General features: G+C 71.3%; 24 protein-coding genes. 12 read left to right on the top strand and 12 right to left on the bottom strand.

Annotated elements, in window-relative coordinates; genetic code table 11:
- Both efeB and efeO read right to left on the bottom strand, forming a co-directional pair.
- Positions 1–1275, bottom strand: coding sequence for an iron uptake transporter deferrochelatase/peroxidase subunit (efeB, locus tag ACFY6U_RS13600; RefSeq protein ID WP_390037775.1), 1275 nt, complete (start codon positions 1273–1275; stop codon positions 1–3).
- 10 nt (positions 1276–1285) lie between these two features.
- Entirely contained in the window at positions 1286–2419 is a 1134-nt protein-coding gene (efeO, locus tag ACFY6U_RS13605; RefSeq protein ID WP_390037777.1) for an iron uptake system protein EfeO, read from the bottom strand.
- A 191-nt stretch (positions 2420–2610) separates the two neighbouring features.
- On the opposite strand from efeO, the gene ACFY6U_RS13610 reads away from it, so the two are divergent.
- Complete coding sequence (locus ACFY6U_RS13610) at positions 2611–3282, top strand: PhzF family phenazine biosynthesis protein (RefSeq protein ID WP_390037779.1); 672 nt, start codon at positions 2611–2613, stop codon at positions 3280–3282.
- Here ACFY6U_RS13610 and ACFY6U_RS13615 read toward each other — a convergent pair.
- From ACFY6U_RS13615 to ACFY6U_RS13625, 3 genes are all read right to left on the bottom strand, one after another.
- Positions 3272–3454 carry a hypothetical protein gene (locus ACFY6U_RS13615; RefSeq protein ID WP_390037781.1) on the bottom strand — a complete coding sequence of 61 codons (183 nt, stop codon included), beginning with the start codon at positions 3452–3454 and terminating at the stop codon, positions 3272–3274. The two genes, ACFY6U_RS13610 and ACFY6U_RS13615, sit on opposite strands and share 11 nt — an antisense overlap.
- Before the next feature lie 61 nt (positions 3455–3515).
- On the bottom strand, positions 3516–4235 hold the full coding sequence (gene npdG / locus ACFY6U_RS13620; protein ID WP_390037783.1) for an NADPH-dependent F420 reductase: 720 nt from the start codon (positions 4233–4235) through the stop codon (positions 3516–3518).
- Between the two features lie 37 nt (positions 4236–4272).
- A complete protein-coding gene (locus tag ACFY6U_RS13625) occupies positions 4273–5352 on the bottom strand; it encodes an exo-alpha-sialidase (RefSeq protein WP_390037785.1) in 1080 nt (359 codons plus the stop codon).
- Between the two features lie 80 nt (positions 5353–5432).
- On the opposite strand from ACFY6U_RS13625, the gene ACFY6U_RS13630 reads away from it, so the two are divergent.
- Positions 5433–6032 (top strand): hypothetical protein, encoded by a 600-nt coding sequence (locus ACFY6U_RS13630; protein WP_390037787.1) that lies wholly within the window; start codon positions 5433–5435, stop codon positions 6030–6032.
- Positions 6033–6182: 150 nt separating this feature from the next.
- Positions 6183–7478 (top strand): MFS transporter, encoded by a 1296-nt coding sequence (locus ACFY6U_RS13635; protein ID WP_390037788.1) that lies wholly within the window; start codon positions 6183–6185, stop codon positions 7476–7478.
- On the opposite strand, the gene ACFY6U_RS13640 is transcribed toward ACFY6U_RS13635, so the two are convergent.
- Positions 7479–7712, bottom strand: coding sequence for a hypothetical protein (locus tag ACFY6U_RS13640; RefSeq protein ID WP_351491595.1), 234 nt, complete (start codon positions 7710–7712; stop codon positions 7479–7481).
- Positions 7713–7770: 58 nt separating this feature from the next.
- Between ACFY6U_RS13640 and map the strand changes: the two genes are divergently transcribed.
- A complete protein-coding gene (gene map / locus ACFY6U_RS13645; RefSeq protein WP_351491592.1) occupies positions 7771–8628 on the top strand; it encodes a type I methionyl aminopeptidase in 858 nt (285 codons plus the stop codon).
- A gap of 143 nt (positions 8629–8771) precedes the next feature.
- Positions 8772–9419 (top strand): heme oxygenase (biliverdin-producing), encoded by a 648-nt coding sequence (locus ACFY6U_RS13650; protein WP_390037790.1) that lies wholly within the window; start codon positions 8772–8774, stop codon positions 9417–9419.
- Between the two features lie 3 nt (positions 9420–9422).
- Here the strand turns inward: ACFY6U_RS13650 and ACFY6U_RS13655 are convergent, their stop codons facing one another.
- Entirely contained in the window at positions 9423–10223 is an 801-nt protein-coding gene (locus ACFY6U_RS13655; RefSeq protein ID WP_390037792.1) for a site-2 protease family protein, read from the bottom strand.
- A 137-nt stretch (positions 10224–10360) separates the two neighbouring features.
- Here ACFY6U_RS13655 and ACFY6U_RS13660 point away from each other — a divergent pair, with 137 nt between their 5' ends.
- Positions 10361–10906, top strand: coding sequence for a Uma2 family endonuclease (locus ACFY6U_RS13660; RefSeq protein WP_390037794.1), 546 nt, complete (start codon positions 10361–10363; stop codon positions 10904–10906).
- Positions 10907–10941: 35 nt separating this feature from the next.
- Positions 10942–14214, top strand: coding sequence for a BTAD domain-containing putative transcriptional regulator (locus ACFY6U_RS13665; RefSeq protein ID WP_390037796.1), 3273 nt, complete (start codon positions 10942–10944; stop codon positions 14212–14214).
- Positions 14215–14246: 32 nt separating this feature from the next.
- Here the strand turns inward: ACFY6U_RS13665 and ACFY6U_RS13670 are convergent, their stop codons facing one another.
- From ACFY6U_RS13670 to panB, 3 genes are all read right to left on the bottom strand, one after another.
- Positions 14247–15056 carry an ABC transporter permease gene (locus ACFY6U_RS13670; protein ID WP_351491581.1) on the bottom strand — a complete coding sequence of 270 codons (810 nt, stop codon included), beginning with the start codon at positions 15054–15056 and terminating at the stop codon, positions 14247–14249.
- Positions 15053–16060 (bottom strand): ATP-binding cassette domain-containing protein, encoded by a 1008-nt coding sequence (locus ACFY6U_RS13675; protein WP_351717558.1) that lies wholly within the window; start codon positions 16058–16060, stop codon positions 15053–15055. Before ACFY6U_RS13675 ends, ACFY6U_RS13670 begins: the two co-directional genes overlap by 4 nt.
- A 344-nt stretch (positions 16061–16404) precedes the next feature.
- Positions 16405–17280, bottom strand: coding sequence for a 3-methyl-2-oxobutanoate hydroxymethyltransferase (gene panB / locus ACFY6U_RS13680; protein WP_390037798.1), 876 nt, complete (start codon positions 17278–17280; stop codon positions 16405–16407).
- Between the two features lie 230 nt (positions 17281–17510).
- Here panB and ACFY6U_RS13685 point away from each other — a divergent pair, with 230 nt between their 5' ends.
- From ACFY6U_RS13685 to ACFY6U_RS13705, 5 genes are all read left to right on the top strand, one after another.
- Complete coding sequence (locus tag ACFY6U_RS13685) at positions 17511–19109, top strand: MFS transporter (protein WP_390037800.1); 1599 nt, start codon at positions 17511–17513, stop codon at positions 19107–19109.
- A gap of 194 nt (positions 19110–19303) precedes the next feature.
- Positions 19304–19927, top strand: coding sequence for a TetR/AcrR family transcriptional regulator (locus ACFY6U_RS13690; RefSeq protein ID WP_390037802.1), 624 nt, complete (start codon positions 19304–19306; stop codon positions 19925–19927).
- A gap of 180 nt (positions 19928–20107) precedes the next feature.
- Positions 20108–21160, top strand: a complete 1053-nt coding sequence (locus ACFY6U_RS13695) for an endonuclease/exonuclease/phosphatase family protein (RefSeq protein WP_390037804.1) — start codon at positions 20108–20110, stop codon at positions 21158–21160.
- Positions 21161–21308: 148 nt separating this feature from the next.
- Complete coding sequence (locus ACFY6U_RS13700; RefSeq protein ID WP_390037806.1) at positions 21309–22535, top strand: MFS transporter; 1227 nt, start codon at positions 21309–21311, stop codon at positions 22533–22535.
- 122 nt (positions 22536–22657) lie between these two features.
- Complete coding sequence (locus tag ACFY6U_RS13705; protein WP_390037808.1) at positions 22658–22804, top strand: hypothetical protein; 147 nt, start codon at positions 22658–22660, stop codon at positions 22802–22804.
- Here the strand turns inward: ACFY6U_RS13705 and ACFY6U_RS13710 are convergent, their stop codons facing one another.
- A complete protein-coding gene (locus ACFY6U_RS13710) occupies positions 22805–23257 on the bottom strand; it encodes a DUF6082 family protein (protein WP_390037810.1) in 453 nt (150 codons plus the stop codon).
- 134 nt (positions 23258–23391) lie between these two features.
- On the bottom strand, positions 23392–24411 hold the full coding sequence (locus ACFY6U_RS13715) for an aldose 1-epimerase (protein WP_390037811.1): 1020 nt from the start codon (positions 24409–24411) through the stop codon (positions 23392–23394).
- Positions 24412–24414: the final 3 nt, after the last annotated feature.

A 24414-nucleotide genomic window follows, 5' to 3' on the forward strand; every position in this document is an offset into this window, starting at 1 on the left:
TCACGCCCCCTTGGCGGACTCGGCGGACTCGGCGGTCTTGGCGGATTCGGAGAACAGCGTCCGGCCCCACCAGTCGTCCTTGTCCCGGACGCCGGGCGGGACCGCGAAGACCGCCGAACCCACGTGCTGGATGTACTCGTTGAGCGCGTCGGACGCCGACAGCTTGCGCTGGAGCGGGATGAACCCCTTGCCGACGTCACGCATGTAGGCCAGGAAGAACAGCCCGGCGTCGAGCCGTCCGAGCCCGTCCGTCCCGTCGGTGAAGGAGTAGCCCCGGCGCAGGATGGTGATCCCGCCGTTGGAGTCCGGGTGCGCGAGCCGCACATGGGCGTCGGGCTTCATGGCCTTCAGGAACGGCTCGTCGTGCTCCTTCGCCTTGCCGACCGGGGCGCCCTCGCCCTTGTCGCGCCCGAAGACGTCCTCCTGCTCCTGGAGCGAGGTCCGGTCCCAGGTCTCGATGTTCATGCGGATCCGCCGGGCGACGAGGTACGACCCCCCGGTCATCCAGTCGGTCCCGTCCCCTTCTGCCACCCACACGAACTTCTTCAGCCGGTCGGTCTCGGTCCCCGCGATGTTGCGGGTGCCGTCCTTGAACCCCATGAGGTTGCGGGGGGTCTGGGCGTCCGGGGTGGTGGACGAGGTCTTCCCGAAGCCGAGCTGGGACCAGCGGACGGCGACCTTGCCGAAGCCGATCCGGGCGAGGTTGCGGATGGCGTGCACGGCGACCTGCGGATCGTCGGCACAGGCCTGGATGCAGAGATCGCCCCCGGTACGGGAGGCGTCGAGGTTGTCGCCGGGGAACTTCGGCAGATCGACGAGCGCGGCGGGCCGTCGGCGGTTCAGGCCGAACCGCTCGAAGAAGGACGGCCCGAAGCCGATCGTCAGCGTCAGCCGGGACGGCTGGAGCCCGAGGGCCTCGCCGGTGTCGTCCGGGGGCGCCTCGGCGAGCCCGCCGTACGCGCCCTCGCCGACGGCCTTGCCCGCGGTCATCCGCCGGGCCGCGGCCGTCCAGTCCTTCAGCAGCTGCACGAACTCGGCCCGGTCGTCGGTCTTCACGTCGAACGCGGCGAAGTGCAGCCGGTCCTGGACGGGGGTGGCGATACCGGCCTGGTGGGCGCCGTGGAACGGGACGGCGGCGGTGGTGGCGTCGGTGCTGTCGTCGCCGCCGGACTCGGCCGCGGCCACCGCGCCCCCGGCCACGGCGGCGCCGAGCGCGAGCCCGGCCCCGCCCCAGCCGATGAGCGCGCGACGCGACGGATTGGTCTTGTCACCCATGCCCGGCCCCTTACTTGACCACGGCCGCGGCGAGCTTGGACAGCGGCTCCGCGAGGGCGTTGACCGCGTCGGACAGCTCCTTGCGCTGCGCCTCGGTGACCGTGTCGTACGAGACGTAGCCGTCGGAGGTCTTGTCCGTGCGGTACTTGCCGAGCAGTGCGTCCAGCGCGGCGAACTGCTTGTCGAGTTCGGTGGCGAGCGGCGCGTCGTTCTTCTGCGCGACCGGCTTGAGCAGCTCGTACGCCTTCTGCGCGCCTTCGACGTTGGCCTTGAAGTCGCTCAGGTCGGTGTGCGAGTAGCGGTCCTCCTCGCCGGTGACCTTGCCGGTGGCGACCTCGTCGAGGAGCTCCTTGGCGCCGTTGGCCATGGAGGTCGGGGTGATCTCGGCCTTGCCGACCCGCTTCTGCCAGTCCTTCAGGTCCGTGACCAGCTCGGCCGCGAGGGTCTTCTGCTCGGCGCCGGTCTTCTTGTCCTGCCACAGCGCCTTCTCCAGCGCGTGCCAGCCGGTCCACTTCTGGCCCTTCTCCAGGCCGTCGGCGCGGGTGTCGGTCTTGGGGTCGATGTCCCCGAACGACTCGGCGATCGGCTCGGTGCGCTCCCAGCCGACGCGGGAGGGGGCGTAAGCCTTCCTGGCGGCTTCCAGGTCGCCGGCCGCGATGGCGTCGGCGAACGCCTGCACCTTCGGGATCGTCGCGTCGGCCTGCTCCTGCGCGTACTCGCGGTAGGCGGCGACGGCCGCGTCCAGCTTCGGGTCGCGCTTGGCGACCGTGCCGCCGGTGACGGTCAGCTTCTGCCGGACGCCGTGCCCCTTCATCCCGGGCCGGCAGGCTATCTCGTACGATCCCGCCTTCACCTCGGCGGTCAGCGTGTACTTGGTCCCCGGGCCGATGTTCTCCTTCTCGGAGACGATCCGGTCGTCGGGGAAGAGGATCTCGACCTCGGTGGCCCTGGACCCCGTGTTCTCGATGGCGAGCGTGACGTGCCCCGCCGGAACCGACTTCGTCGACGTCTCGCACTTGGAGTCGGCGGCGGTGACCTGGATCGCGTCGTCGCCCTTGGCGTCGCTCTTCGCCGTGCAGGCCGAGAGAGCGGTCAAGGCGGCCACGGTGGCGGCGGCGGTGACGGTGAGTCGGACGGCACGCATGCAGGCTCCAAGCGGGATGGTGTGGTGAGGCTGGCCTAACTTACCTGAGGCTTACCTCACTCATACCCGGGCGGTGGTGATTGACCCGAAACAGAAAGATCACAGACACGGCTTGATATCGATGGCTCAAAGCAGACGCCAAGAAACAGTAAAGGGATGGTCAAGGGTCCGGTGAATGCTTCAATGCCGCTGTGACTGATTACGACGTGCTGCGTGTCTTCTGCGCGGCGAACGGCGGATACGGCAACGAACTGGGGGTCGTTCGGGACGGCTCCGTGCTGCCCGACCGGGAGGACCGGCAGGCGCTGGCGGCGAAGCTCGGGTTCAGCGAGACCGTGTTCGTGGACGACCCCGAGCGCGGGGTCGTCGACATCTACACCCCCACCCTGCGCCTGCCGTTCGCCGGGCACCCTTGCGTCGGCACGGCCTGGCTGCTGGACGTGCCCGAACTCGTCACCCCGGCCGGGGTGGTCGGCGCCCGGCTGGACGGGGAGTTCAGCTGGATCGAGGCGCTTCCGGAGTGGGCTCCGCCGCGCACCCTGCGCCAGTACGCCAGGGCCGCCGAGGTCGACGCCCTGCCGGTGCCGCCGCCCGGGGAGTGGATCTACGCCTGGGCCTGGGAGGACGAGTCCGCCGGACGGGTCCGCGCCCGCGCCTTCCCCGGCCGGAACGACGGCATCGACGAGGACGAGGCGACCGGGGCGGCCGCCCTCCTGCTCACCGCGCAGCTGGGCCGGGCCCTGAACATCACCCAGGGCCGGGGTTCGCAGATCCTGACCGCGCCGCAGCCGTACGGCTGGGTGGAGATCGGCGGGCGGGTCTTCCTGGAGGGCCCGGAGAAGCAGCCGGGAATCAGCCGGTGACCGACTTGTCCGCGCGCCCGCGCCGCAGGTAGTACCAGGTCATGTTGGACGACAGACCCGTCAGCAGCACCCAGACCACGCCGATCAGCCAGCTGCCCTGGACGAAGGAGACGACGGCGGCGACGACCGAGAGGACGCAGACGGCCAGGGCGTACAGGGCGAGGCGGGGCATAGGGGTCGCTTTCTCATGACGAGGGGGACACTGCTGGCATCCACCAGTGTCCCCCATCCGCTCAGACGTCCGTGACGCGGAGCCCGGCGTGTGCCTTGTAGCGGCGGTTGACCGAGATCAGGTTCGCGACCAGGGACTCCACCTGGTGGGCGTTGCGCAGCCGGCCCGCGAAGACCCCGCGCATCCCGGGGATCCGCCCGGCCAGTGCCTGCACGGTCTCGACATCGGCCCGTACCTCGCCGAGCACCATCACGTCGGTGTCGATCTCCTCGATCTCCGGGTCCTGGAGCAGCACGGCCGAGAGGTGATGGAAGGCGGCCGTGACCCGCGATTCCGGCAGCAGCGCCGCGGCCTGCTCCGCCGCGCTGCCCTCCTCCGGCTTGAGCGCGTAGGCGCCCTTCTTGTCGAAGCCGAGCGGGTTGACGCAGTCCACGACGATCTTGCCGGCCAGTTCCTCGCGCAGTGACTCCAGCGTCTTGCCGTGCCCGTCCCACGGAACGGCGACGATCACGAGGTCGCTGCGGCGCGCGCACTCGGCGTTGTCGGCGCCCTCGACACCGTGCCCGAGCTCGTCGGCGGCGGCCTGCGCACGCTCGGCGGCCCGCGAGCCGATGATCACCTTCTGGCCGGCGCGGGCCAGCCGGTAGGCGAGGCCCTTGCCCTGCGGGCCGGTGCCGCCGAGCACCCCCACGACCAGACCGGAGACGTCGGGCAGGTCCCAGGGATCCTTGGCGGGGGCCTTCTCGGCCGCCGGCTGCTGTGCACTGTCGGTAGAGGTCATGGGCCGACTCTACGTCCGGGCCGACGGCCGCACCCGGTCAGGTGAGGCGGTTCACGGGCACCCGGCGGAACGTGATCGTCGTGTACGCGCTGAAGTCGCCGGTCTCGTACAGCAGTCCGACGGTGGCCGCGTCGATCCGGGTCAGGTCGGAGTAGGCGGCGGGCAGCCCGTCGACCGTGTACGCGGCCCGCCAGGTGGTGCCGCCGTCCGTGGAGGCGCGGATCGTCATCAGGGCGCGGGCCGCCGGATCGCCCGGCCCGGAGTACAGCAGCACGTCGGGATCGCGGAGTTGGAGCACGCTGGCCTGGCAGACGGGCGCGCTGAGCCCGGCCTGCGGCCGGAAGGGCTTCACGAGGGTGCACCCGCCGTCCGCCGAGTGGGCGTCGGCCCTGTTCCCCGGCGCCGGGGAATCGTTGCGCGTGTTGAAGTAGACCCGCCCGTCGGGCAGTTCGGCGGCGGTGGTCTCGTTGACGTTGATGTACCCGTCGGTGTTCTCGTCGAGGTAGCCGAGGTACCAGGTCGCCCCGTGGTCGTCGCTGAGCAGGCAGTGCCCGCTGTTGTACCTGCCCTCGGTGCCGTTGTCCGTACCGGTCGGCGGCAGGGTGTGGTTGGCGGCCACGACCACCCGTCCCGAACGCAACTGGACGGCGTGCCCGGGCGTGGTGGCGTACCACCGCCACCCGGCCTTCTTCACGGACTTGGTGATCTCGACCGGGGCGGACCAGGTCACCCCGTCGTCGTCACTGTGCTGCACCCACACCCGCCGCCCGTCGGCGTCGGACACCTGCCCGCGCAGGATCGCGTCCTCGGCGGCGGAGGCGGCGCTGCGGACGTGCACGAGCAGGATGCGGCCGGTGTCGAGCACGACGGGCGCCGGGTTCCCGGCGAGGTCGGTCCCGTTGCTCGCGGCGACCTGGAGCGGTCCCCAGGTACGCCCGCCGTCCGTGGACCTCTTCAGCACCACGTCGATGTGCCCGTGGTCGGCGGCGGAGTCGGCTCTCCCCTCGCAGAAGGCGAGCACGGTGCCCGCCCGGGAGACCACCACCGCCGGGATCCGGAAACTGGCGTAGCCCTCTGTGCCCGCGCGAAAGGGAATGCTTGCTTCTGCGTCGCTCATGGGCCGCCTTCTCCCCGGGTCGGGCGAACTCGCGGTGAACTCCGCGTCACGAGTGTCCGATTGCGGCAGTATGCGGAGGCATGGACGCCGTACGGGTCGCGTTGTTGCGTGAAGTGCTCGCCGGGACAGAGTGGTTGACCGCGACACGGAGATTCGCGGGCGCGCTGCGGGGCTCGGTGGTGACCCACGGCGGCGGACTGCTCCTGCTCGGCACCCCGGAGTACGAGCCGTGGCATCTCGCCGCGCACCTCGTCGACGAGGCGGCGTGGTCCGGTACGCCGGAACTGGCGCCGACCCTCGTACGGTACGACGCCCGTCCCACCGACCCGGCGCACCTCGCGGTGGGCCCCGGCCGCGTCGAGGCGGCCCGCCGGGGCGAGACCCTGCTCGTGGTGGCGACGGGTGACGCCGAGCCCCTGCTGGAGCGGGTCCACACGGCCCGCCGCGCCGGCGTGACGGTCCTGACCCTCTCCACCACCACCGACGACGCGCTGACCGCCATGGCCCACGAGACCCTCGCCGTCCCCGAGGCCGCGGAACTGGACCTGGACACGGTCCAGCACCTCGTCAGCGCGGCAGCCGGCGAGAACGGCCCCTCCCCACGGGGGCGCCGCCGCTTCAGGGACCGTCTGGCGAAGCTGGCGGAAACGGTGATGGCCCCGCCTCCGACTCCCTGGTGATGTCCGCCCGCCCACCCGTCTCGGTCGACCGAACTGCCTTCGGCAGCACCGAGGAACCTCAGACCTCACTTCTCCACGAACCGAGTCGGGTGGGCGGGCGGGCGGAAAAGCGGTTGAGGCGAGGCGCCCAGCCGTTCAGCATGGCCCACCGTGAGCCTCCTCCCCGACCTAGCCCCCTGGAAGGCCTCCGTCGACTTCCGGCGGCTGTGGGTCTCCGGTCTGATCAGCAACTTCGGGAGCTTCCTGACGTTCGTCGCGCTCCCGGTGCAGATCAAGGACCTCACCGGTTCCGCGGCCGCCGTAGGCGCCATCGGCGCTGTCGAACTGCTCCCGCTCATCCTCTTCGGCCTGTACGGCGGCGCCCTCGCCGACGCCCTCGACAAGCGCGCCCTCATCGTCCGGACCGAGGCCGCTCAGGGCCTGCTCAGTGCCGGCCTGCTGGTCAACGCCCTGCTGCCGCACCCGGCGGTATGGCCGCTGTACGCGGTCGCGGCCCTGTCCTCCGCCCTCGTCTCGGTCCAGCGCCCCGCCCTCGACTCCCTGCTGCCGAGGATCGTCGCCCACGACGACCTCCCGGCCGCGGCGGCCCTCAACTCCTTCCGCTGGACGGTCGGCGGCGTCGCGGGCCCCGCCGTCGCCGGCCTGGTCGTGGCGTACGCGGGCCTCGGCTGGGCGTACGGGGCGGACCTCGTCACGTTCCTCGTCTCGGTCGTGCTCATCCTCCCCATCGCCCCGTCGCCCGCCTCCCACGAGGCCGCCAGGCCCTCCCTCCGCTCCGTCGCCGAGGGCGCCCGCTACGCCTGGAGCCGCAAGGAACTCCTCGGCACCTACGCGGTCGACCTCGCGGCGATGTTCCTGGCGATGCCGCTCGCCGTGCTGCCCTTCCTCGCCGACGAGTTGGACGCGAACTGGTCGCTCGGCCTGATGTACGCGAGCATCCCGGCCGGTTCGCTCCTCGTGAGCCTGGTCAGCGGCTGGACCTCACGGGTGCACCGGCACGGGCGGATGGTGGTGCTGTCGGCCGCGCTGTGGGGCCTCGCGATCGCCGCCGCCGGCGCCGTGACGAACGTGTGGCTGGTCCTGCTTCTCCTCGCCGTCGCCGGCGGCTGCGACATGGTCAGCGGGATCTTCCGGGCCGCGATGTGGAACCAGACGATCCCCGACGAGCTGCGCGGCCGCCTCGCCGGGATCGAACTGCTGTCGTACTCCGTGGGCCCCACCCTCGGCCAGGTCCGCTCCGGCGGCATGGCCGGATGGCTGGGTGTACGGGCGTCCGTCGGCGCGGGCGGCCTGCTCTGCACCGGCGCGGTCGGCCTGCTGGCCCTGTGCCTGCCCGCCCTGATGTCGTACGACGAACAGACCAACGAGCACGCCGTACGCCTGCGCGCCCGGCGCACCGCCGAGGCCGCGACCGAAGCCGCGGCCGGTCCCACCCAGCCCTCCTGATCAGCCCTCGTCCGAAGGGTCCCCGGCGGGCGCGTCGTGCCACCGCGGATCGTTCTCCCACTGGAGGTTGCGCTCCCGCGCGATCTCCATCGCGTGCTCGGCCTCCCCACGGGTGGCGTAAGGCCCGAACCGGTCCTTGGCGGGACACTCGGGCCCCTCCTCGACCTTCTGATGCTGCAGGCAGTAGTACCACTCGCCCGGCTTCGCAACGGTCCGCTTCTTGAACAGGGCCATGACCGGCTCCTTTCGCCATCCACATGTTCCCCCATGCCCGCTGGTTAGACTCGCTGGCATGTCTGGCCAGTCGCTGCTCGTACCAGGGGAGCTCTCTCCCACCCGTTCGGTACCCGGGAACATCCGCCGCCCCGAGTACGTCGGCAAACCCGCGCCGACCCCGTACACCGGGCCCGAGGTGCAGACCCCGGAGACCATCGAGGCGATGCGGATCGCCGGTCGCATCGCCGCGCAGGCGATGGAGGAGGCCGCGAAGATCATCGCGCCGGGTGTGACGACGGACGAACTCGACAGGGTGGCGCACGCGTACATGTGCGACCACGGCGCCTACCCGTCCACGCTCGGGTACCGCGGCTTCCCCAAGTCCCTGTGCACCAGCGTCAACGAGGTCATCTGCCACGGCATTCCGGACTCGACGGTGCTCCAGGACGGCGACATCGTCAACCTGGACGTGACCGCGTACATCGGCGGGGTGCACGGCGACAACAACGCCACCTACCTGGTCGGGGACGTCGACGAGGAGAGCCGGCTGCTGGTGGAGCGGACCCGGGAGTCCCTGAACCGGGCGATCAAGGCGGTCCGGCCCGGTAGGCAGATCAACATCATCGGGCGGGTCATCGAGTCGTACGCCAAGCGCTTCGGCTACGGCGTGGTCCGTGACTTCACCGGCCACGGCATCAGCTCGTCGTTCCACTCCGGGCTGATCATCCCGCACTACGACAGCCCGCACGCGACGACGGTGATGCACCCGGGGATGACCTTCACGATCGAGCCGATGCTGACGCTCGGGACGTACGAGTACGACATGTGGGACGACGGCTGGACCGTCGTCACCAAGGACCGCAGGCGCACCGCGCAGTTCGAGCACACGCTGGTGGTGACGGACACCGGCGCGGAGATCCTGACCCTGCCGTAGCCCACCGGCGGTCAGGCCCGCCCTCCCCTCGGAGGGCGGGCCTTTTCCGGTACGCTTTTACCGACAGGGTGTCGGTAACCTTACCGACGAAGCGTCGGTAAGGGCATTGACTTAGGTAAGCCTTACCTTAGAGGGTGTTGCTCATGGACTCCTTCTCGACACTCATCCGCACCGCGTCCCACGAGCAGCACGTGGAGGCGGAGACCTCGACGTTCATGAGCGACCTGCTGGGCGGCCGGCTCGGCGTGGAGGCGTACGCCCGCTACACCGAGCAGCTGTGGTTCGTGTACGACGCGCTGGAGGGCGCGGCCGGGCGGCTGGCGTCGGACCCGGTGGCCGGGCCGTTCGTGCGGCCCGAGCTGTTCCGGCTGGCCGCGCTGGAGCGGGACCTGGCGCACCTGCGCGGGGCCGGGTGGCGGACCGGGCTCACGGCGCTGCCGGCGACGGAGGAGTACGCGGCGCGGGTGCGGGAGTGCGCCGAGCGCTGGCCCGCCGGCTACGTCGCCCACCACTACACCCGCTACCTCGGCGACCTCTCCGGCGGCCAGATCATCCGCGACAGGGCCGAGCGGACCTGGGGTTTCGAGCGCAAGGGCGACGGCGTCCGGTTCTACGTCTTCGAGGACATCGCCAACCCGGCCGCCTTCAAGCGGGGTTACCGCGAGCTGCTGGACGCGGTGGACACCGACGACCTGGAGAAGCAGCGCGTCGTCGCCGAGTGCAGGCGGGCGTTCACCCTCAACACGGCGGTGTTCCGGGAGCTGGGCGAGGAGTTCCCGCTGTCCGCGTGAGGGTTAGCCGGCGGCCGAGCAGAACTCGTCCGTCCCCTGCCAGAACCGGTAGAGCTGCTGACCGCAGTACTGGTCGAGGTCTCCGACGCCCAGGTGGCGCAGCAGCGCGTCGATCACGTCGAAGAACGCGGTGTTGATCGACGGCACCCACAGCAGCGCGAACACGAAGAGCAGGCCGAACGGGGCGAACGGCTCCACCTGCCGCTTGATGCCGTACGACAGCCAGGGCTCGATCACGCCGTAGCCGTCCAGGCCCGGCACCGGCAGGAAGTTCAGGATCGCCGCCGTGACCTGGAGCAGGGCGAGGAAGGCGAGGGCGAAACGGAAGTCGCGCGGGACGCCGCCCAGGGCGTCCAGCCAGAAGGGGGCGGTGCAGACGGCCGCGAACAGGACGTTCGTCAGCGGACCGGCGGCGGAGATGAGGCTGTGCCGCCAGCGGCCCCGGATCCGGCTGCGCTCGATGAAGACCGCGCCGCCGGGCAGACCGATCCCGCCCATGATCACGAACAGCACCGGGAGCACGATGCTCAGCAGGGCGTGCGTGTACTTCAGGGGGTTCAGGGTCAGGTAGCCCTTCGCGCCCACCGTGATGTCGCCGCCGTGCAGGGCGGTGCGCGCGTGCGCGTACTCGTGCAGGCAGAGCGAGACGATCCAGGCCGCCGTCACGAACAGGAACACGGCGACCCCGGGCTGCTCGGCGAACCCGGACCAGGTGGCCCACCCGGTGACCGCGGTGACGGCGAGGATCCCGACGAACACGGGACTGATCCGCCGGTCACTGGGGCGGGTGGTGGTGGCGGTCATGGCGCGGGGCTCCCGGGGCGCGTCGGTGGAGGTGGCGTGCGGGGTCGACCGTACAGGTGACGTGAGAAGAACGTCATGCGGAGGGCCACGGGTTCCTGGTAGTCGTTACTCCGGAATCGACTGGACCGGGAGGTGCCGTGAGTATTACCGACAATTGGGTGGCGGACGCGTTCGAGGCCATTGAGTTGCCCAGGCGGATGCGGCTCCGCCTGACGAGGAACGGACTCACTGTGGTACCTGTCACGCAAGCACATGTGACGACTCAGATGCGCATCTTCAGCCAGATCGATTCCGGGTTGCCCGGGTGGATGCCGATCGGCGAGTTCAAGGTCCTGCCCGCTCGAGAGGGATACAAGCCCGAGCCCGATGCCTCCGTGGTACGCGAAGGGCAGTGGAACGCCGGCAGCAGCGAGTTCGACGAAGGCTCGCTGCCGTTTGTCGTGGAGGTCGTCTCGCCGGAGACCAAGAACCGCGACTACAACACCAAGCCGGACCACTACGCCCTGCGCGGTATCCCGGCATACCTCATCGTCGACGTCCTCGCCGCCACTTGGACGCTTTTGACCCAGCCGGAAGACGGCACCTATCAGTGCACGCAGTCCGGCCCCTTCGGCAAGGAGATCGCCATCCCCGTCGCCGACCAGACCCTCACCCTCGACTCCGCGCAGTTCATGCGCATCTGAAACCCACAGGCGGCGTCCGGGCGTCCCCAGGGACAATGGACCCCGTGCGCTACGCGATCCTCGGCACCACCCAGGCACTCCGCCCCGACGGCACGGCCGTCCCCGTGGGCGGGGCACGGCTGCGTGCCCTGCTGACCGTGCTGGCGCTGCGGCCCGGCCGCGCGGTGCCCGCCGGGCTGCTCGTCGACGAGGTGTGGGGCGACGAGCCGCCGGCCGACGCGGGCGGCGCGCTGCAGGCGCTGGTCGGCCGGCTGCGCAGGGCGCTCGGCGCGGACGCGATCGACTCCACCGACGGCGGCTACCGGCTGGCCGCCGCCCCCGACGACGTCGACCTGCACCGCTTCGAGCGGCTCACCGGCGAGGGGCTGCGCGCCCTCGCGGACGGCGACCCCGCCAAGGCGGCCGCCGTCCTCGACGACGCCCTCGCCCTGTGGCACGGGCCGGCCCTGGCCGACCTGCCCGACCGCACCGCCGAGGCGGCCCGCGTCGACGTCCGCCGCCTGGACGCCCTGCGCGCCCGCCACACCGCCGCCCTCGCCCTCGGCCAGGCCGAGCAGTCCCTGCCCGAGCTGGCCGCCCTGTGCGACGCGCACCCCCTCGACGAACCCCTCCAGGCCCTGCGCCTGCGCGCCCTGCACAGCACCGGCCGCACCGCCGAGGCACTGGCCGCCTACGACGACGTACGCCACCTCCTCGCCGACCGCCTCGGCTCCGACCCCGGGCCCGAACTGCGCGCCCTGCACGCCGGGTTCCTCGACCCGGAGCCCGCGGCACCGGCTTCCGCCCGGCCCGGCAACCTGCGTGCCCGGCTCACCTCCTTCGTCGGGCGCGAGGCCGACATCGAGGCCATCCGGGGCGACCTCGCCACCGCCCGGCTCGTCACCCTGCTCGGGCCCGGCGGGGCCGGCAAGACCCGGCTCTCGCAGGAGGCCGCCGAGACCCTGAAACACGCCCGGGACGGCGTCTGGCTGGCCGAGCTGGCCCCCGTCGACGACCCCGCCGACGTCCCCGAGGCCGTGCTCAGTGCGCTCGGTGCCCGCCAGGCCGTGCTGTACGGCGGCGGCGCCGAGACCATGCGGGCCGCCACCGACCGGCACGACGACCCGGTCGAGCGGCTCGTCGACCACTGCGCCCGGCGCCGGATGGTGCTCGTCCTCGACAACTGCGAGCACGTCGTCGACGCGGCGGCCGACCTGGCGGCCCGGCTCCTGGAGCGCTGCCCGGACCTGACGATCCTGGCCACCAGCCGCGAACCCCTCGGCGTGCCCGGGGAGTTGCTGCGTCCGGTGGAGCCGCTGCCCGAGCCGGTGGCGCTGCGGCTGCTCGCCGAGCGGGGCGCCGCGGCCCGCCCCGGCTTCACGGTCGACGCCGACGACGAGACCGCGGCGGCCTGCGCCGAGATCTGCCGCCGCCTGGACGGACTGCCCCTCGCCATCGAACTGGCCGCCGCCCGGCTGCGGATGCTGACCCCGCGCCAGATAGCCGACCGGCTGGACGACCGCTTCCGGCTCCTCACCTCCGGCAGCCGCACCGTGCTGCCCCGCCAGCAGACCCTGCGCGCGGTCGTCGACTGGTCCTGGGACCTGCTGGACGCCGGCGAGCGCGACGTCCTCGGCCGCCTCTCCCTCTTCGCGGGCGGCTGCGACCTGGCCGCCGCCGAGGCCGTCTGCGGCCCCGCCGCCCTCGACGCGCTCGGCACCCTGGTCGACAAGTCCCTGGTCGTGGCGGCCCCTTCGGGCGAGGCCGAGGGCGGCGGGATGCGCTACCGGCTCCTGGAGACCGTCGCCGAGTACGCCGGCGAGCGCCTCGACGAGAGCGGTGGGCGCACCCCCGCCGAGCGCGCGCACCTGACGTACTACCGCGAACTCGCCCGCACCAACGAACCGTTGCTGCGCGGCACCGGACAGCGGGCCGCCATCGCGCGGCTCCAGCTGGAGTACGAGAACCTGCGCACCGCGCTGCGGCACGCCGTCGCCCTGCGGGACGAGCACGAGGCGCTCTGTCTGCTCCACTCGCTGTTCTGGTACTGGCAGATGCACGACCAGCGGATCGAGACCCGCACCTGGTGCGCCGAGGTCATAGCCTTCGGCCCCGACCCGTTCGCCGCGCCGCTGCGCCGGGCCGAACCGGTGTGGCAGCGCTGCACCGACACCCCGCCGCCGTACACCGGGGAGGTCCTCGCCGAGGCCCGGCGCGGCCTGCACCTGGCCCATCTGGCCTGCATGGACACCGAGCTGGAGGTCTGGCAGACGCCCGAGGCCCAGGCGAAGCTGCGCGCCGTCACCGAGGTCTACGAGCCCGGCATGCCGCAGACCTGCCGGGCGCCGGGCATGTTCTGGTTCTTCGCCGTGATGCTGACCGGCGGCATGGACCGGCTGCGCGAGATCCTCGACGCCGCCGTCCGCACCTGCCGCGAGACACCGGGCTACGAGTGGGAGCTGGCCGGGAGCCTCGCCATGCGCGCCAACCTGCTCGCCAACCGCGCCGCCTGGGCGGGCGACGCCACCCGGGACGCCGACGAGGCGCTGGGGATCTTCCGACGCCTCGGGGACGACTGGGGCACCGCCGAGGCCTTCTCCGGGCGTGCCGAGGCCCGGGAGCGCCGAGGCGAGTACCTGGCGGCGGCCGCCGACTACGAGGCCGCCATCGAGCGGGTCGGCCGGCTGGGCGCCCGCGCCCAGGCCGCCGTGCTGCACGCCCGCCTCGGCAGCGTGCTGATCGAGTCGGGCCAGACCGAGCGCGGGGAACGGCTGCTGCGCCAGGTCATCGCCGACAACGAGGGCGTGAACAACGAGTCGATGCCCGCGGCCCGGCTCTTCCTCACCACCTGGCTCCTGCTGAGCGGCAGCATCGCCGAGGCCCGCGAGCAACTCCGGCTGCTGCGCTCCGAGTTCAAGATCTCCCACTTCGTCGTCTTCGACGCCCTGATCCTCACCCAGGAGGCCTGGGTGGACGCCCTCGACGACCTGCACGCGGAGGCGCTGGCCAAGCTGCGGGACGCGGTGCGGCTCGCAGCCGACCCGCTGAGCGAGGCCATCACCCCGCACCTGACCTCCCTGTGCCTGACCGTTGCGGCGGTCGCCCTGGCCGGCCTCGACGGGGGCGCACGGGCCCTGGACGCCGCCCGCTGCCTGGGCGCCGCCGACGCCCTGCTGCCGCCCGGCCACCTCCAGGTCGGCCTGGAGCGCACGTCACGCGACCGGTCGGAGGTCCGGGTCCGCGCCGCCCTCGCCGACGACCCTGCCTACGAGTCGGCGTACGCCGAGGGCGGCGGCCTCTCCCGCGCGGAGGCCACCGCCCTGCTCTGACGTCGTCTTCCGTGTGGACTTCCCGGTGGACGTCAGCTCTTCGTCCGGAACTTGTAGATCGCGTACGGTGCCGCCACCGCCGTGATCCCCACCGACCAGGCCAGCGTGATCCACAGGTCGTGGGCGACCGGGCCGCCGACCATCAGTCCGCGCGCCGCGTCGGCGAGCGTGGACAGCGGGTTGTAGTCGGTGAAGGCCTGCAGCCAGCCCGGCATCGACTTCGTCGGCGCGAAGATCGACGAGCCGAACTGCAGCGGGAACAGCACCAGGAACCCCATGGCCTGCACGGACTGGGCGTTCTTCAGGATCACGCCCAGGGTGAGGAACACCCACATGATCGAGGAGGCGAAGACCGCGGACAGGCCCACGGCGGCGAACAGTCCGGCCCAGTGGTTGATGTGGAACCCGACCAGCACGGCGACGATCATCAGCACGGCGGTGGCGAACAGCATCCGCACCAGTTCCACCGAGATCTTCGCGAACAGCACCGAGCCGCGCCCGATCGGCAGCGACCGGAACCGGTCCATCACACCGGAGTTGAAGTCCTGGCTGAACCCGGTGCCGACACCCTGCGAGAGCGTCATGCTCATCATCGCGATCATGCCCGGGATGACGTACTGGACGTATCCGTCCTGACCGCCGCCGAGCGCCTGCCCGATCGAGCCGCCGAAGACGTACACGAACAGCAGCGTGAAGACGACCGGCATCAGCAGCGCGTCGAACATCGACTCCGGGTCCTGCCTGATCCACAGCAGGTTGCGGCGGATCAGGGCCCCGGTGTGCCGCAGGTGCCCGCGCAGCGGGATCCGGACATCGGTGGGGGTTGCGGTCGTGGCGCTCATACGGCGACCTCCTGACGGTCGTCGGCGGTCTTGGCGTCCTGCGGGGCACTGGCGCGGTGGCCGGTGAGGGACAGGAACACCTCGTCCAGGCTGGGCAGTTCGGTGACGATGGAGCTGATGGTGATGCCGCGGGCGGTGACGGCGCCGACCACGGCGGTCAGCTGCTCGTCGCTGAGGATCGGCACCAGCAACGTGCCGTTCTCGCCGTCCACGGTGGTACCGGCGAGCCCGGTGATGCCCAGCTCGTCGATCATGGCGGCGAGCGGCCGGACCTGCAGCGGGTCGACGGGCCGCACCCGCAGCGTCCGCCCGCCGACCTTCGCCTTCAGCTCCTCCACCTTGCCGCCGGCGATGACCTTCCCGCGGTCCACGACGGTCAGCTCGGAGGCGAGGTACTCGGCCTCCTCCATGTACTGGGTGGTCAGCAGCACGGTCACCCCGTCGCCGACCATGGCCTTGACCTCCTGCCACACCTCGTTGCGGGTGCGCGGGTCGAGTCCGGTGGTCGGCTCGTCCAGGAACAGCACCTGGGGGTGGCCGATCATCGAGGCGGCGAGGTCGAGCCGGCGGCGCATGCCACCGGAGTAGGTGCTCGCCGGGCGCTTGGCGGCCTCGGTCAGCGAGAACCGCTCCAGCAGTTCGTCGGCCCGGGCCCGCGCGTCCTTCCTCGGCAGGTCGAGCAGCCGCCCGATCATGTACAGGTTCTCCCAGCCCGGCAGCTTCTCGTCCACGGAGGCGTACTGCCCGGTCAGCCCGATCACCCGGCGCAGCTGGCGGGGCTGGCGCAGCACGTCGTAACCGGCGACGGTCGCCTCTCCCGCGTCGGGCTGCAGCAGCGTGGACAGGATCCGCACCAGGGTGGTCTTGCCGGCCCCGTTCGGCCCGAGCACACCCATCACGGTGCCCTGGCGGACGTCCAGATCAACTCCGTCGAGTGCCTTGGTGTCGCCGTAGTGCTTCACCAGCCCCCGTACGGACACGGCGTTGTTGTCGATTCGCGTCATGGCAAGTACGGTGCCAGGCCCCACCGACAAACCACCGACAGGCCGCCTACACGGGCCGACAGTGCGCCGACAGCCCACCGATACACCGCCGATAGCTCGCCAAGCTCTCGTGCGAGACGCGGGTCCGGCAACGCCCCGTAAGGGGCGGGGGCACCCCCGGCCGAAGGCTGGGGGAGGAACTGCGCGACCAGCCACGACGGCGCGGCAGACGGCATCCGGCGCACCTCGCCGCAGAAAGCAGAAAGCAGAAAGCAGAAAGGGGACAGCCCGCCGACGGGGGAAGATCGGCGGGCTGTCCTTGGTGTTTCCGCAGTGGCTCTGGGCAGCGCCCCGAAGGGGAGCGCTCAGTGGACGGAGTGCTCCTCCAGCGGGAACGTCCCGCCGACGACGTCCTCGGCGTAGGCCCGGGCCGCGTTGCCCATGACCTCGCGCAGGTCCGCGTACTTCTTCACGAACTTCGGGACCCGGCCCGAGGTCAGGCCGAGCATGTCCGTCCAGACCAGGACCTGCGCGTCGGTCTCGGGACCGGCGCCGATGCCGACGGTCGGGATGTGCAGCACCCGGGTCACCTCGGCCGCGAGCTCCGCCGGGACCAGTTCGAGGACGACCGCGAACGCTCCCGCGTCCTGGACCGACTTGGCGTCACGCAGCAGCTGCTGGGCCGCCTCCTCGCCGCGGCCCTGCACGCGGTAGCCCATCGCGTTGACGGACTGCGGGGTCAGGCCGATGTGCGCCATCACCGGGATGCCGGACTCGACGAGCAGCCGGATCTGTTCGTGCGACCGCTCGCCGCCCTCCAGCTTGACCGCGCCGACGCCCGCCTCCTTCACCAGCCGGGTCGCCGAGCGCAGCGCCTGCACCGGGCCCTCCTGGTAGGAGCCGAAGGGGAGGTCGCCGACGATCAGGGCACGCCGGGTGCCGCGGACCACGGCCGCCGAGAGCATCGTCATCTCGTCGAGGGTCACGGGGACCGTCGACTCGTAGCCGAGGTGACAGTTGCCGGCCGAGTCGCCGACCAGGAGTACCGGGATGCCGGACTCGTCGAAGACGGACGCGGTCATCGCGTCGTAGGCGGTGAGCATGGGCCACTTCTCGCCGCGTTCCTTGGCGAGGGCGATGTCGCGAACCGTGATGCGGCGGGTGCCCTTCCCCCCGTACAGCGTCCTGCTGCCGTCGGAGGGGCTGTTCTGCACAGTCTGGGCAGCCGAAAGCTGCGTCATGACAACGGCTCCTTCAGTCATCTCGAGGCACCCTGACGGTGTCCCCGGATCCCTCTCATGGTGGCACTTCGTGCCGCCGACGGCCAGAGGACCCCCGTGTGATCCATCGGTCACCGTCCGCCGTCCACGGTCCCCGGGATCCGCCCGGCCCTGTCGCGTTCCGTAAGGGATGGGTAAAGGAATTCAGATACGAGACGGTGCCGTATTGAAATGGTCATAGGCTCGTCCGCATGACAACTCCTGCCGACCACGCTCCACCCGGCCCGCGCATACCCGAGGCGGTGCACCGGCGCCGCTGGGCGATTCTCGGCGTGCTCATGCTGAGCCTGCTGATCGTGGTGCTCGACAACTCGATCCTGAACGTCGCCGTCAAGACCATCTCCACCCCGGCCCCGGTCGGCCTCGGCGCCACCCAGAGCCAGCTGGAATGGGCGATCAACGCCTACACCCTCGTCTTCGCCGGCCTGCTCTTCACCGCCGGCCTCGTCGGTGACCGCCTCGGCCGCAAGAAGGTGCTCATCGGCGGCCTCGTGGTCTTCGGCGTCGGCTCGGCCCTCGCCGCCGAGTCCGGCTCCGCGGACCAGCTGATCGCCTTCCGCGCCCTGATGGCCCTCGGTGCCGCCTTCGTGATGCCCGCCACCCTCGCCGTCCTGATGAACGTCTTCGAGCGCCAGGAGCAGCCGAAGGCGATCGGCATCTGGGCCGGCGGCGTCGGCCTCGCCATCGCCATCGGCCCGATCACCGGCGGTGTGCTGCTCGACCACTTCTGGTGGGGCTCGGTCTTCCTCATCAACGTGCCGATCGTGATCATCGCGCTCGCCCTGATGGTCTGGCTGGTCCCCGACTCGCGCGACCCGCGCCCGGGCCGCCTCGACCCCGTCGGCGTGGTGCTCTCCGTCGTCGGCCTCGTCCTGCTGGTCTACGGCATCATCAAGGGCGGCGAGCTCGCCGACTTCACCGACGCCAAGGTGCTCGCGACCATCTTCGCCGGCATCGCGGTCCTCGCCGGCTTCGTGATCTACGAGAAGCGCAGCGACCACCCCTCGCTGGACGTCACCTACTTCAAGAACAAGGTCTTCTCGGCCGCCATGGCCGCCATCGCGCTGGTCTTCTTCGCGCTGATGGGCGTGACCTTCTTCTCCGTCTTCTACACCCAGAGCGTGCGCGGCTACTCGCCGCTGCAGTCCGGTCTGCTGCTGCTCCCGCTGGCCGCCGCGCAGATGATCTTCGCGCCTCGGGCCCGGCTGGTGGTGGACCGGTTCGGCAACAAGGCCACCACCGCGGGCGGCCTGGTGCTGATCGCCGCCACCCTGGCCACCTTCGCCACCTTCCAGGCCGACACGCCGATCTGGATCCTGGAGGTCGTCTTCTTCCTGATGGGCACCGGCATGGCGCACATCATGACGCCGACCTCGGTCGTCATCATGCAGGCCCTGCCCCGTGAGAAGGCCGGTTCCGCCTCCGCGCTCAGCAACACCTTCCGCCAGGTCGGCGGCGCCCTCGGTATCGCCGTGCTCGGCTCGGTGCTGTCGACGTCGTACCGCAACGGCATCGAGGGCAAGCTCGGCGCGCTGCCGCCCGGGCTGCGCGAGACCGCCGGCGAGTCCATCGAGGCCACGCTCGGCGTCGCCTCGAAGCTCGGGGCGCAGGGCAAGGCCCTGGTCACCCCCGCCAACGACGCCTTCCTGCACGCCATGCACATCACCGCCCTGTGCGGCGCGGGCGTCGCGCTGATCGGCGCCGTGGTCGTGACCCTCTTCCTGCCGGGCAAGCCGCCGGCCGGCCAGCAGGGCGACCGGGAACAGAAGTTGGTCGTGGCGGCGGAGTGAGTACGAACGACCGGAATAACCGGAACAACCGGAACGACCAGAACGACTGAACGGACCGGCGGGCGCCGGCCGGAACCACGGGGGACACCGGGGGACACCCCGGAGCCACGGGGGAAACCTCGTGGCCTACCACGGGGGGAGGCTTCGGCTGCGGGAGAATTCCCGCAGCCAGTGCACTGAGAGGACGGTACGACGTGACGCTTGCCGACAGCGGACCGCGGTCCATCAATCCGGCCCGCGGCCGCCCCCGCAGCGAGGCGGTGGAGATCGCCATCCTGGAAGGCGTGATGAAGCTCCTGGAGGAGGGCGTTCCGCTCGCCGAGCTCTCCATCGAGCGGATCGCCCGGACCGCCGGCGTCGGCAAGGCCACCATCTACCGCCGCTGGAACGGCAAGGAGGAGCTCTTCGTCGACGTCATGCGCGCCGCCGAGCCCCCCGACCCCGAACTCCCCGGCACCTCCATGCGCGACGACCTCGTCGTGCTGCTCGAGTCGCTGCGGCAGCGCGGTCTGATGAACCGTTCGTCGGCCATCCTGCACAACGTCTACGCCCAGATGAAGAGCAGCCCCCGCATCTGGAACGCCTACCACGCCGACGTCGTCAATCCCCGGCGCGAACTGGGCAGGGAAGTGCTGCGCCGCGGCCAGCGCAACGGCGAACTCCGCGCCGACGTCGACATCGAGCTGGCCAACGACATGTTCACCGGGCCGATGCTGCTCAGGGCCATCCTGCGCCCCGACGCGGAACTCCCCGAGGGCCTGGCCGAACAGATCGTCGACGAGGTGCTGGCGGGGCTGGGCCCCGTCACCTCGCCGTAGCAAGTGTTCGCGTTTCGTCACAGACCCCACCGACCCGCCGGTAACCGGAACCCCTCCTCTCGGCCCGTTCGTCATCCTCTTGCGTACGGCCGTCATGTGACGGCGGGAGAGGAGCCGATCATCCCCTAGGGTCGTAACCGGGGGACGACGGTGTGCACGGCAGGTTGTGAGGCAGGCGGTATGGCGCAGCAGGCGTACATGACGGAGACGGACAACGGCGGCTCGGGACCCGAGCGTCGGGGAGACCGGTTCCGACGCCTGGTGGAACGGCTGCTGAAGGGCTGGCGGAACGATCCGCGCATCTGGCGCCGGGGCATCGTCACCGCCGTGGTGGCGCTGCTCCTCGCCGGCGTGATGCTGCTGCACTCCCGCATCCCCAATCGCGTCGGCAACCTCGGCAGTCTCACCGAGACCTTCCTGCCCTGGCTGGGCCTGCTGATCCCGGTACTGGTCCTGGTCGGCTTCCTGCGCAGGTCGGCGACCGCGCTGATCGCCGTCCTCCTCCCGGCGATCGTCTGGCTGAACCTGTTCGGCGGACTGCTCACCGACAAGCAGGGCACCGGCGGCGACTTCATGGTGGCCACGCACAACGTCAACGCCGACAACCCCGACCCGACCGGCACGGCCACCCGGCTCGCCTCCTCGGGCGCCGACGTGCTGGCCCTGGAGGAGCTGACGGCGACGGCCGTACCCACGTACGAGAAGGCGCTGGCGTCGACGTACAAATACCACGCGGTCGAGGGCACCGTCGGCCTGTGGAGCAAGTACCGGCTCACCGGCGTCAAGGCCGTCGACATCAAGCTCGGCTGGACGCGCGCGATGCGCGCCACGGTCGCCACCCCGCACGGCCCCCTCGCCGTCTACGTCGCCCATCTCCCCTCCGTACGCGTCAAGATGAACGCCGGCTTCACCGCCCGGCAGCGCGACACGAGCGCGGACGCGCTGGGCGAGGCCATCGCCGACGAGACCCTGCCCCGGGTGATCCTCCTCGGCGACCTCAACGGCACGATGAACGACCGCTCCCTCAACGGCGTCACCTCGCAGATGCGCTCCACGCAGGGCGCGGCGGGCAGCGGCTTCGGGTTCAGTTGGCCGGCCGCGTTCCCGATGGCCCGCATCGACCAGATCATGGTCAAGGGCGTCGAGCCGGAGAGTTCCTGGACCCTCCCGAGGACCGGCAGCGACCACCTCCCGATCGCGGCGCGTGTGAACCTGACCACATCGGATTCGTAGAAACCCCTGGTCAGCGCAGCCACGCCGGCTTTGTAAGGACAATCGGACACTGCGCCGTAACCTGGCGGAATACTTGGCCTGGGAGACTTTGTTCCGTAGTTGAACTTAGAACGCACGGAACCCTGCTCCCCGAAAGGCAAAGCCCTTCATGCCTCTGGCCCTGCTCGCCCTGGCCGTCGGCGCTTTTGGTCTCGGCACCACCGAATTCGTCATGATGGGCCTGCTGCCCGACGTCGCCGACGACCTGCACATCTCGATCCCCACCGCCGGCCACCTGGTCTCGGCGTACGCCCTCGGCGTCGTCATCGGCGCCCCGCTGCTGGCCGCGCTCACCGCGCGCCTGCCCCGCCGCCGGGTCCTCATCTCCCTGATGGCCCTGTTCGTCGCGGGCAACGCGCTCTCGGCCCTGGCCCCCGGCTACGACTCCCTCCTCGCCGCCCGCTTCCTCAGCGGCCTCCCGCACGGCGCCTTCTTCGGCGTCGGCGCGGTCGTCGCCACCGGCCTGGTGGCACCGGAGCGCAAGGCCCGCTCGGTCTCCCTGATGTTCATGGGCCTGACCGTCGCCAACATCGCGGGCGTCCCGGTCGCCACCCTCATGGGCCAGCACCTCGGGTGGCGGGCGACCTTCCTGGGCGTGAGCCTGATCGGCGTCGCGGCGATGGCCGCGGTGTTCTTCCTGATCCACCCCACGCAGACCCCGGTCCCGACGTCCGGCCTGCGCGGCGAACTCACCGCCCTGCGCTCCCTCCCGGTCTGGCTGGCCCTCGCCACCACGGTGGTCGGCTTCGGCGCCCTCTTCTCCGCGTACAGCTACATCACGCCGATGCTGACCGAGTCCGCCGGCTACGGAGAGGGGAACGTGACGCTCCTCCTCGCCCTCTTCGGCGTCGGCGCCACGATCGGCAACCTCGTCGGCGGCCGCCTCGCCGACCACGCGATGCGCGGCACGCTCTTCGGCGGCCTGGCGTCGATGGTGGCGGTCCTGCTCCTCTTCCCGGTCCTGATGCGGGCGGAGTGGAGCGCGGCGGCCGCGGTCGTCCTCCTCGGTGTCGCGGCCTTCGTCACCGGCTCGCCGCTCCAGCTGATGGTCATGGAGCGCGCCGCCGCCGGCCCCTCCCTCGCCTCCTCCGCCAACCAGGCGGCCTTCAACCTCGCCAACGCCGGCGGCGCCTGGATCGGCGGCGTGGCCCTGGCCGCGGGCTTCGGCGTCACGTCCCCGGCCCTGGCGGGCGCGGCCCTCGCCGTCCTGGGCCTGGGCGTCGCGAGCGTGGCGTACGCGGTGGACCGGCGCCGGGACGTCCCGACGCCGACCGGTCAGGTACGGGTGGTCGCCTCGCATGTCCCGGAGACGGCGGAGCCGGTCCACTCCTCCTGACCGTCAGTGGCCCGCCGACCGCCGGGGCACTGCTGTATGCAGCGCATCCGGCGGTCAACGGGCGGGGCCGGTGATCACCTTCGGTCTACGTCATCGTCGACCCCAAGCACCAGCGCGTCCACGTGCTCACCGATCCCAGCGGGGAGAAGTACGAGCACCACCGGCCGTACTCACCCGGCGAGACCGTCACGCTGCCCGGGGCGATTGGCGCCGAGGCCACCCTCGACGTCGAACAGATCCTCAAGGCCGCCCTGAGGAAGACCGACTGATCAGCCGGCGTCGGCGGTCTGCAGTTCCTGCAGCGCGTCATCGAACACCTGGGTGAAGGTGCGCAGCTTCTCGTCGTCGCCGGACAGGCCGACGCGGTCGGTGCGGGTGCGCTGCCAGTACCGGCGGCCCTCCTCGTCGGCCAGCAGCCCCGCGGCGTAGGCGCCGAGCTGGTGCCGGGTCAGGGCACCGATGCGCCACCGCAGTTCCCAGGCGGTCACCTGAGCCTCGAAGAACAGGTGCCGACGTATCTCCCCGGGCTCCGCACCGCTGAGCCGCTGCCCGGCCGCGGCCCGGACCAGCTCCGGATCGGCCGCTGCGGCCCGCAGCAGCTCCACCTGCGTCTGCAACACGGTGGCCCGCACTGTCTCCCGGTGCTGCTCACGACGCTGCACCAGGAGCATCAGCGAGACGGCAACCCCGCCGGCCAACAACAGACCGAACAGAATCGGCACAGCAACTCCCCCGGAGCAAACGGCAATTGAGCCAGATACTCCACGGAGCCCCCAACGGCGGCAAGAACACCCCGGCCACCTTCCCCGGAGCCCTCACCACCCGGCGGGGGCCGCACCCGTCGACGGACGCCGGATCAGGAAGCGTTCGCCGAGCCCGCGTACCCGACACCGAAGGTGAACGCGCGGCTCCTGCCCGGTTCGAGGGCGAGGCCGGCGGTCTGGTCCGGGCGGTTGAAGGCGTCGGTCGTCGTCTCGACGGGTTCAAGGGCGATGGAGGCGCGGCGGTCGCGGGCCAGGGTGTCGCCGGTGAAGACGTGCAGGTAGCCGCTGTGCTGCCAGACGCGCAGTTCCTCGCCGGTCGCGGGATCGGTCAGTACCGTCTCGATCCGGCCGGCGGGGCCGGGAGTGAGGTCCGCGTAGCAGGCGTCGATGACCACGCCGCCCAGTCGTCTCGGCGCCCGGAAGTCCAGGTCGGGGCGGTCGTCCAGGGAGATGCGGCCGTCCTCGCCGGGCAGCGGGATGAGGGAGGCGTCGGTGCGGATCAGGGTGTGCGCGGGGATGCGCAGGGTCAGGTCGTCGATGGGGCGGGACAGGGTGAAGTACGGGTGCCAGCCCGTCGCGTAGGGGGCGGTCGTGTCGCCCACGTTCGTCGCGCGGACGTCGACGGCCAGCTCGTTGCCGCTGAGGGTGTATTCGACCGTGAGGTCGATCGCGAAGGGATAGCCGGAGTATGCGCCCGGCCGGATGGCCGTGGTGCGCAGCAGCAGGCGGGCGGAGTCCGGTGTCGTGGCGGCGTGGGCGAGTGCGAAGGCGGTCTCGCGGACGAAGCCGTGGTAGATCAGCCGGTCGCCGTGGTGGCCCGGGAGCAGGTCGTGGTCGTGGCCGTCGTAGCGGTAGCGGGCATCGGCCACGCGGTTGGGGAAGGGGGCCAGCAGGCCGGCGCGGACGCCGTCCTGCGCCAGGAGCTCCTTCTCGTCGCGGTAGCCGTCCGTCAACTCCTTGAGTTCGCCGGTGACTTCGCTGCCGACCTGCCAGCTCAGCAGGGTCGCGCCGCGCAGGGCGAGGACGGCGCGTACGCGGTCGTCTGGTGCGGAGACGACGAGGGTGGGTTCGCCGCCGAGGCGGCTCTCGGTGATCCGGTACTCGGCGGTCATTCC

The organism is Streptomyces sp. NPDC013157, assembly GCF_042899865.1.
In the GTDB taxonomy this organism is placed as follows: Bacteria; Actinomycetota; Actinomycetes; order Streptomycetales; family Streptomycetaceae; genus Streptomyces.

What these genes read in the sequence shown, in the direction of transcription:
- efeB (WP_390037775.1), bottom strand. Translation starts at nt 1,275, where the DNA reads ATGGGTGACAAGACCAATCCGTCGCGTCGCGCGCTCATCGGCTGGGGC.
- efeO (WP_390037777.1), bottom strand. Translation starts at nt 2,419, where the DNA reads ATGCGTGCCGTCCGACTCACCGTCACCGCCGCCGCCACCGTGGCCGCC.
- ACFY6U_RS13615 (WP_390037781.1), bottom strand. Translation starts at nt 3,454, where the DNA reads ATGCCCCGCCTCGCCCTGTACGCCCTGGCCGTCTGCGTCCTCTCGGTC.
- npdG (WP_390037783.1), bottom strand. Translation starts at nt 4,235, where the DNA reads ATGACCTCTACCGACAGTGCACAGCAGCCGGCGGCCGAGAAGGCCCCC.
- ACFY6U_RS13625 (WP_390037785.1), bottom strand. Translation starts at nt 5,352, where the DNA reads ATGAGCGACGCAGAAGCAAGCATTCCCTTTCGCGCGGGCACAGAGGGC.
- ACFY6U_RS13630 (WP_390037787.1), top strand. Translation starts at nt 5,433, where the DNA reads ATGGACGCCGTACGGGTCGCGTTGTTGCGTGAAGTGCTCGCCGGGACA.
- ACFY6U_RS13640 (WP_351491595.1), bottom strand. Translation starts at nt 7,712, where the DNA reads ATGGCCCTGTTCAAGAAGCGGACCGTTGCGAAGCCGGGCGAGTGGTAC.
- map (WP_351491592.1), top strand. Translation starts at nt 7,771, where the DNA reads ATGTCTGGCCAGTCGCTGCTCGTACCAGGGGAGCTCTCTCCCACCCGT.
- ACFY6U_RS13650 (WP_390037790.1), top strand. Translation starts at nt 8,772, where the DNA reads ATGGACTCCTTCTCGACACTCATCCGCACCGCGTCCCACGAGCAGCAC.
- ACFY6U_RS13655 (WP_390037792.1), bottom strand. Translation starts at nt 10,223, where the DNA reads ATGACCGCCACCACCACCCGCCCCAGTGACCGGCGGATCAGTCCCGTG.
- ACFY6U_RS13665 (WP_390037796.1), top strand. Translation starts at nt 10,942, where the DNA reads ATGGACCCCGTGCGCTACGCGATCCTCGGCACCACCCAGGCACTCCGC.
- ACFY6U_RS13670 (WP_351491581.1), bottom strand. Translation starts at nt 15,056, where the DNA reads ATGAGCGCCACGACCGCAACCCCCACCGATGTCCGGATCCCGCTGCGC.
- ACFY6U_RS13675 (WP_351717558.1), bottom strand. Translation starts at nt 16,060, where the DNA reads ATGACGCGAATCGACAACAACGCCGTGTCCGTACGGGGGCTGGTGAAG.
- panB (WP_390037798.1), bottom strand. Translation starts at nt 17,280, where the DNA reads ATGACGCAGCTTTCGGCTGCCCAGACTGTGCAGAACAGCCCCTCCGAC.
- ACFY6U_RS13685 (WP_390037800.1), top strand. Translation starts at nt 17,511, where the DNA reads ATGACAACTCCTGCCGACCACGCTCCACCCGGCCCGCGCATACCCGAG.
- ACFY6U_RS13695 (WP_390037804.1), top strand. Translation starts at nt 20,108, where the DNA reads ATGGCGCAGCAGGCGTACATGACGGAGACGGACAACGGCGGCTCGGGA.
- ACFY6U_RS13700 (WP_390037806.1), top strand. Translation starts at nt 21,309, where the DNA reads ATGCCTCTGGCCCTGCTCGCCCTGGCCGTCGGCGCTTTTGGTCTCGGC.
- ACFY6U_RS13715 (WP_390037811.1), bottom strand. Translation starts at nt 24,411, where the DNA reads ATGACCGCCGAGTACCGGATCACCGAGAGCCGCCTCGGCGGCGAACCC.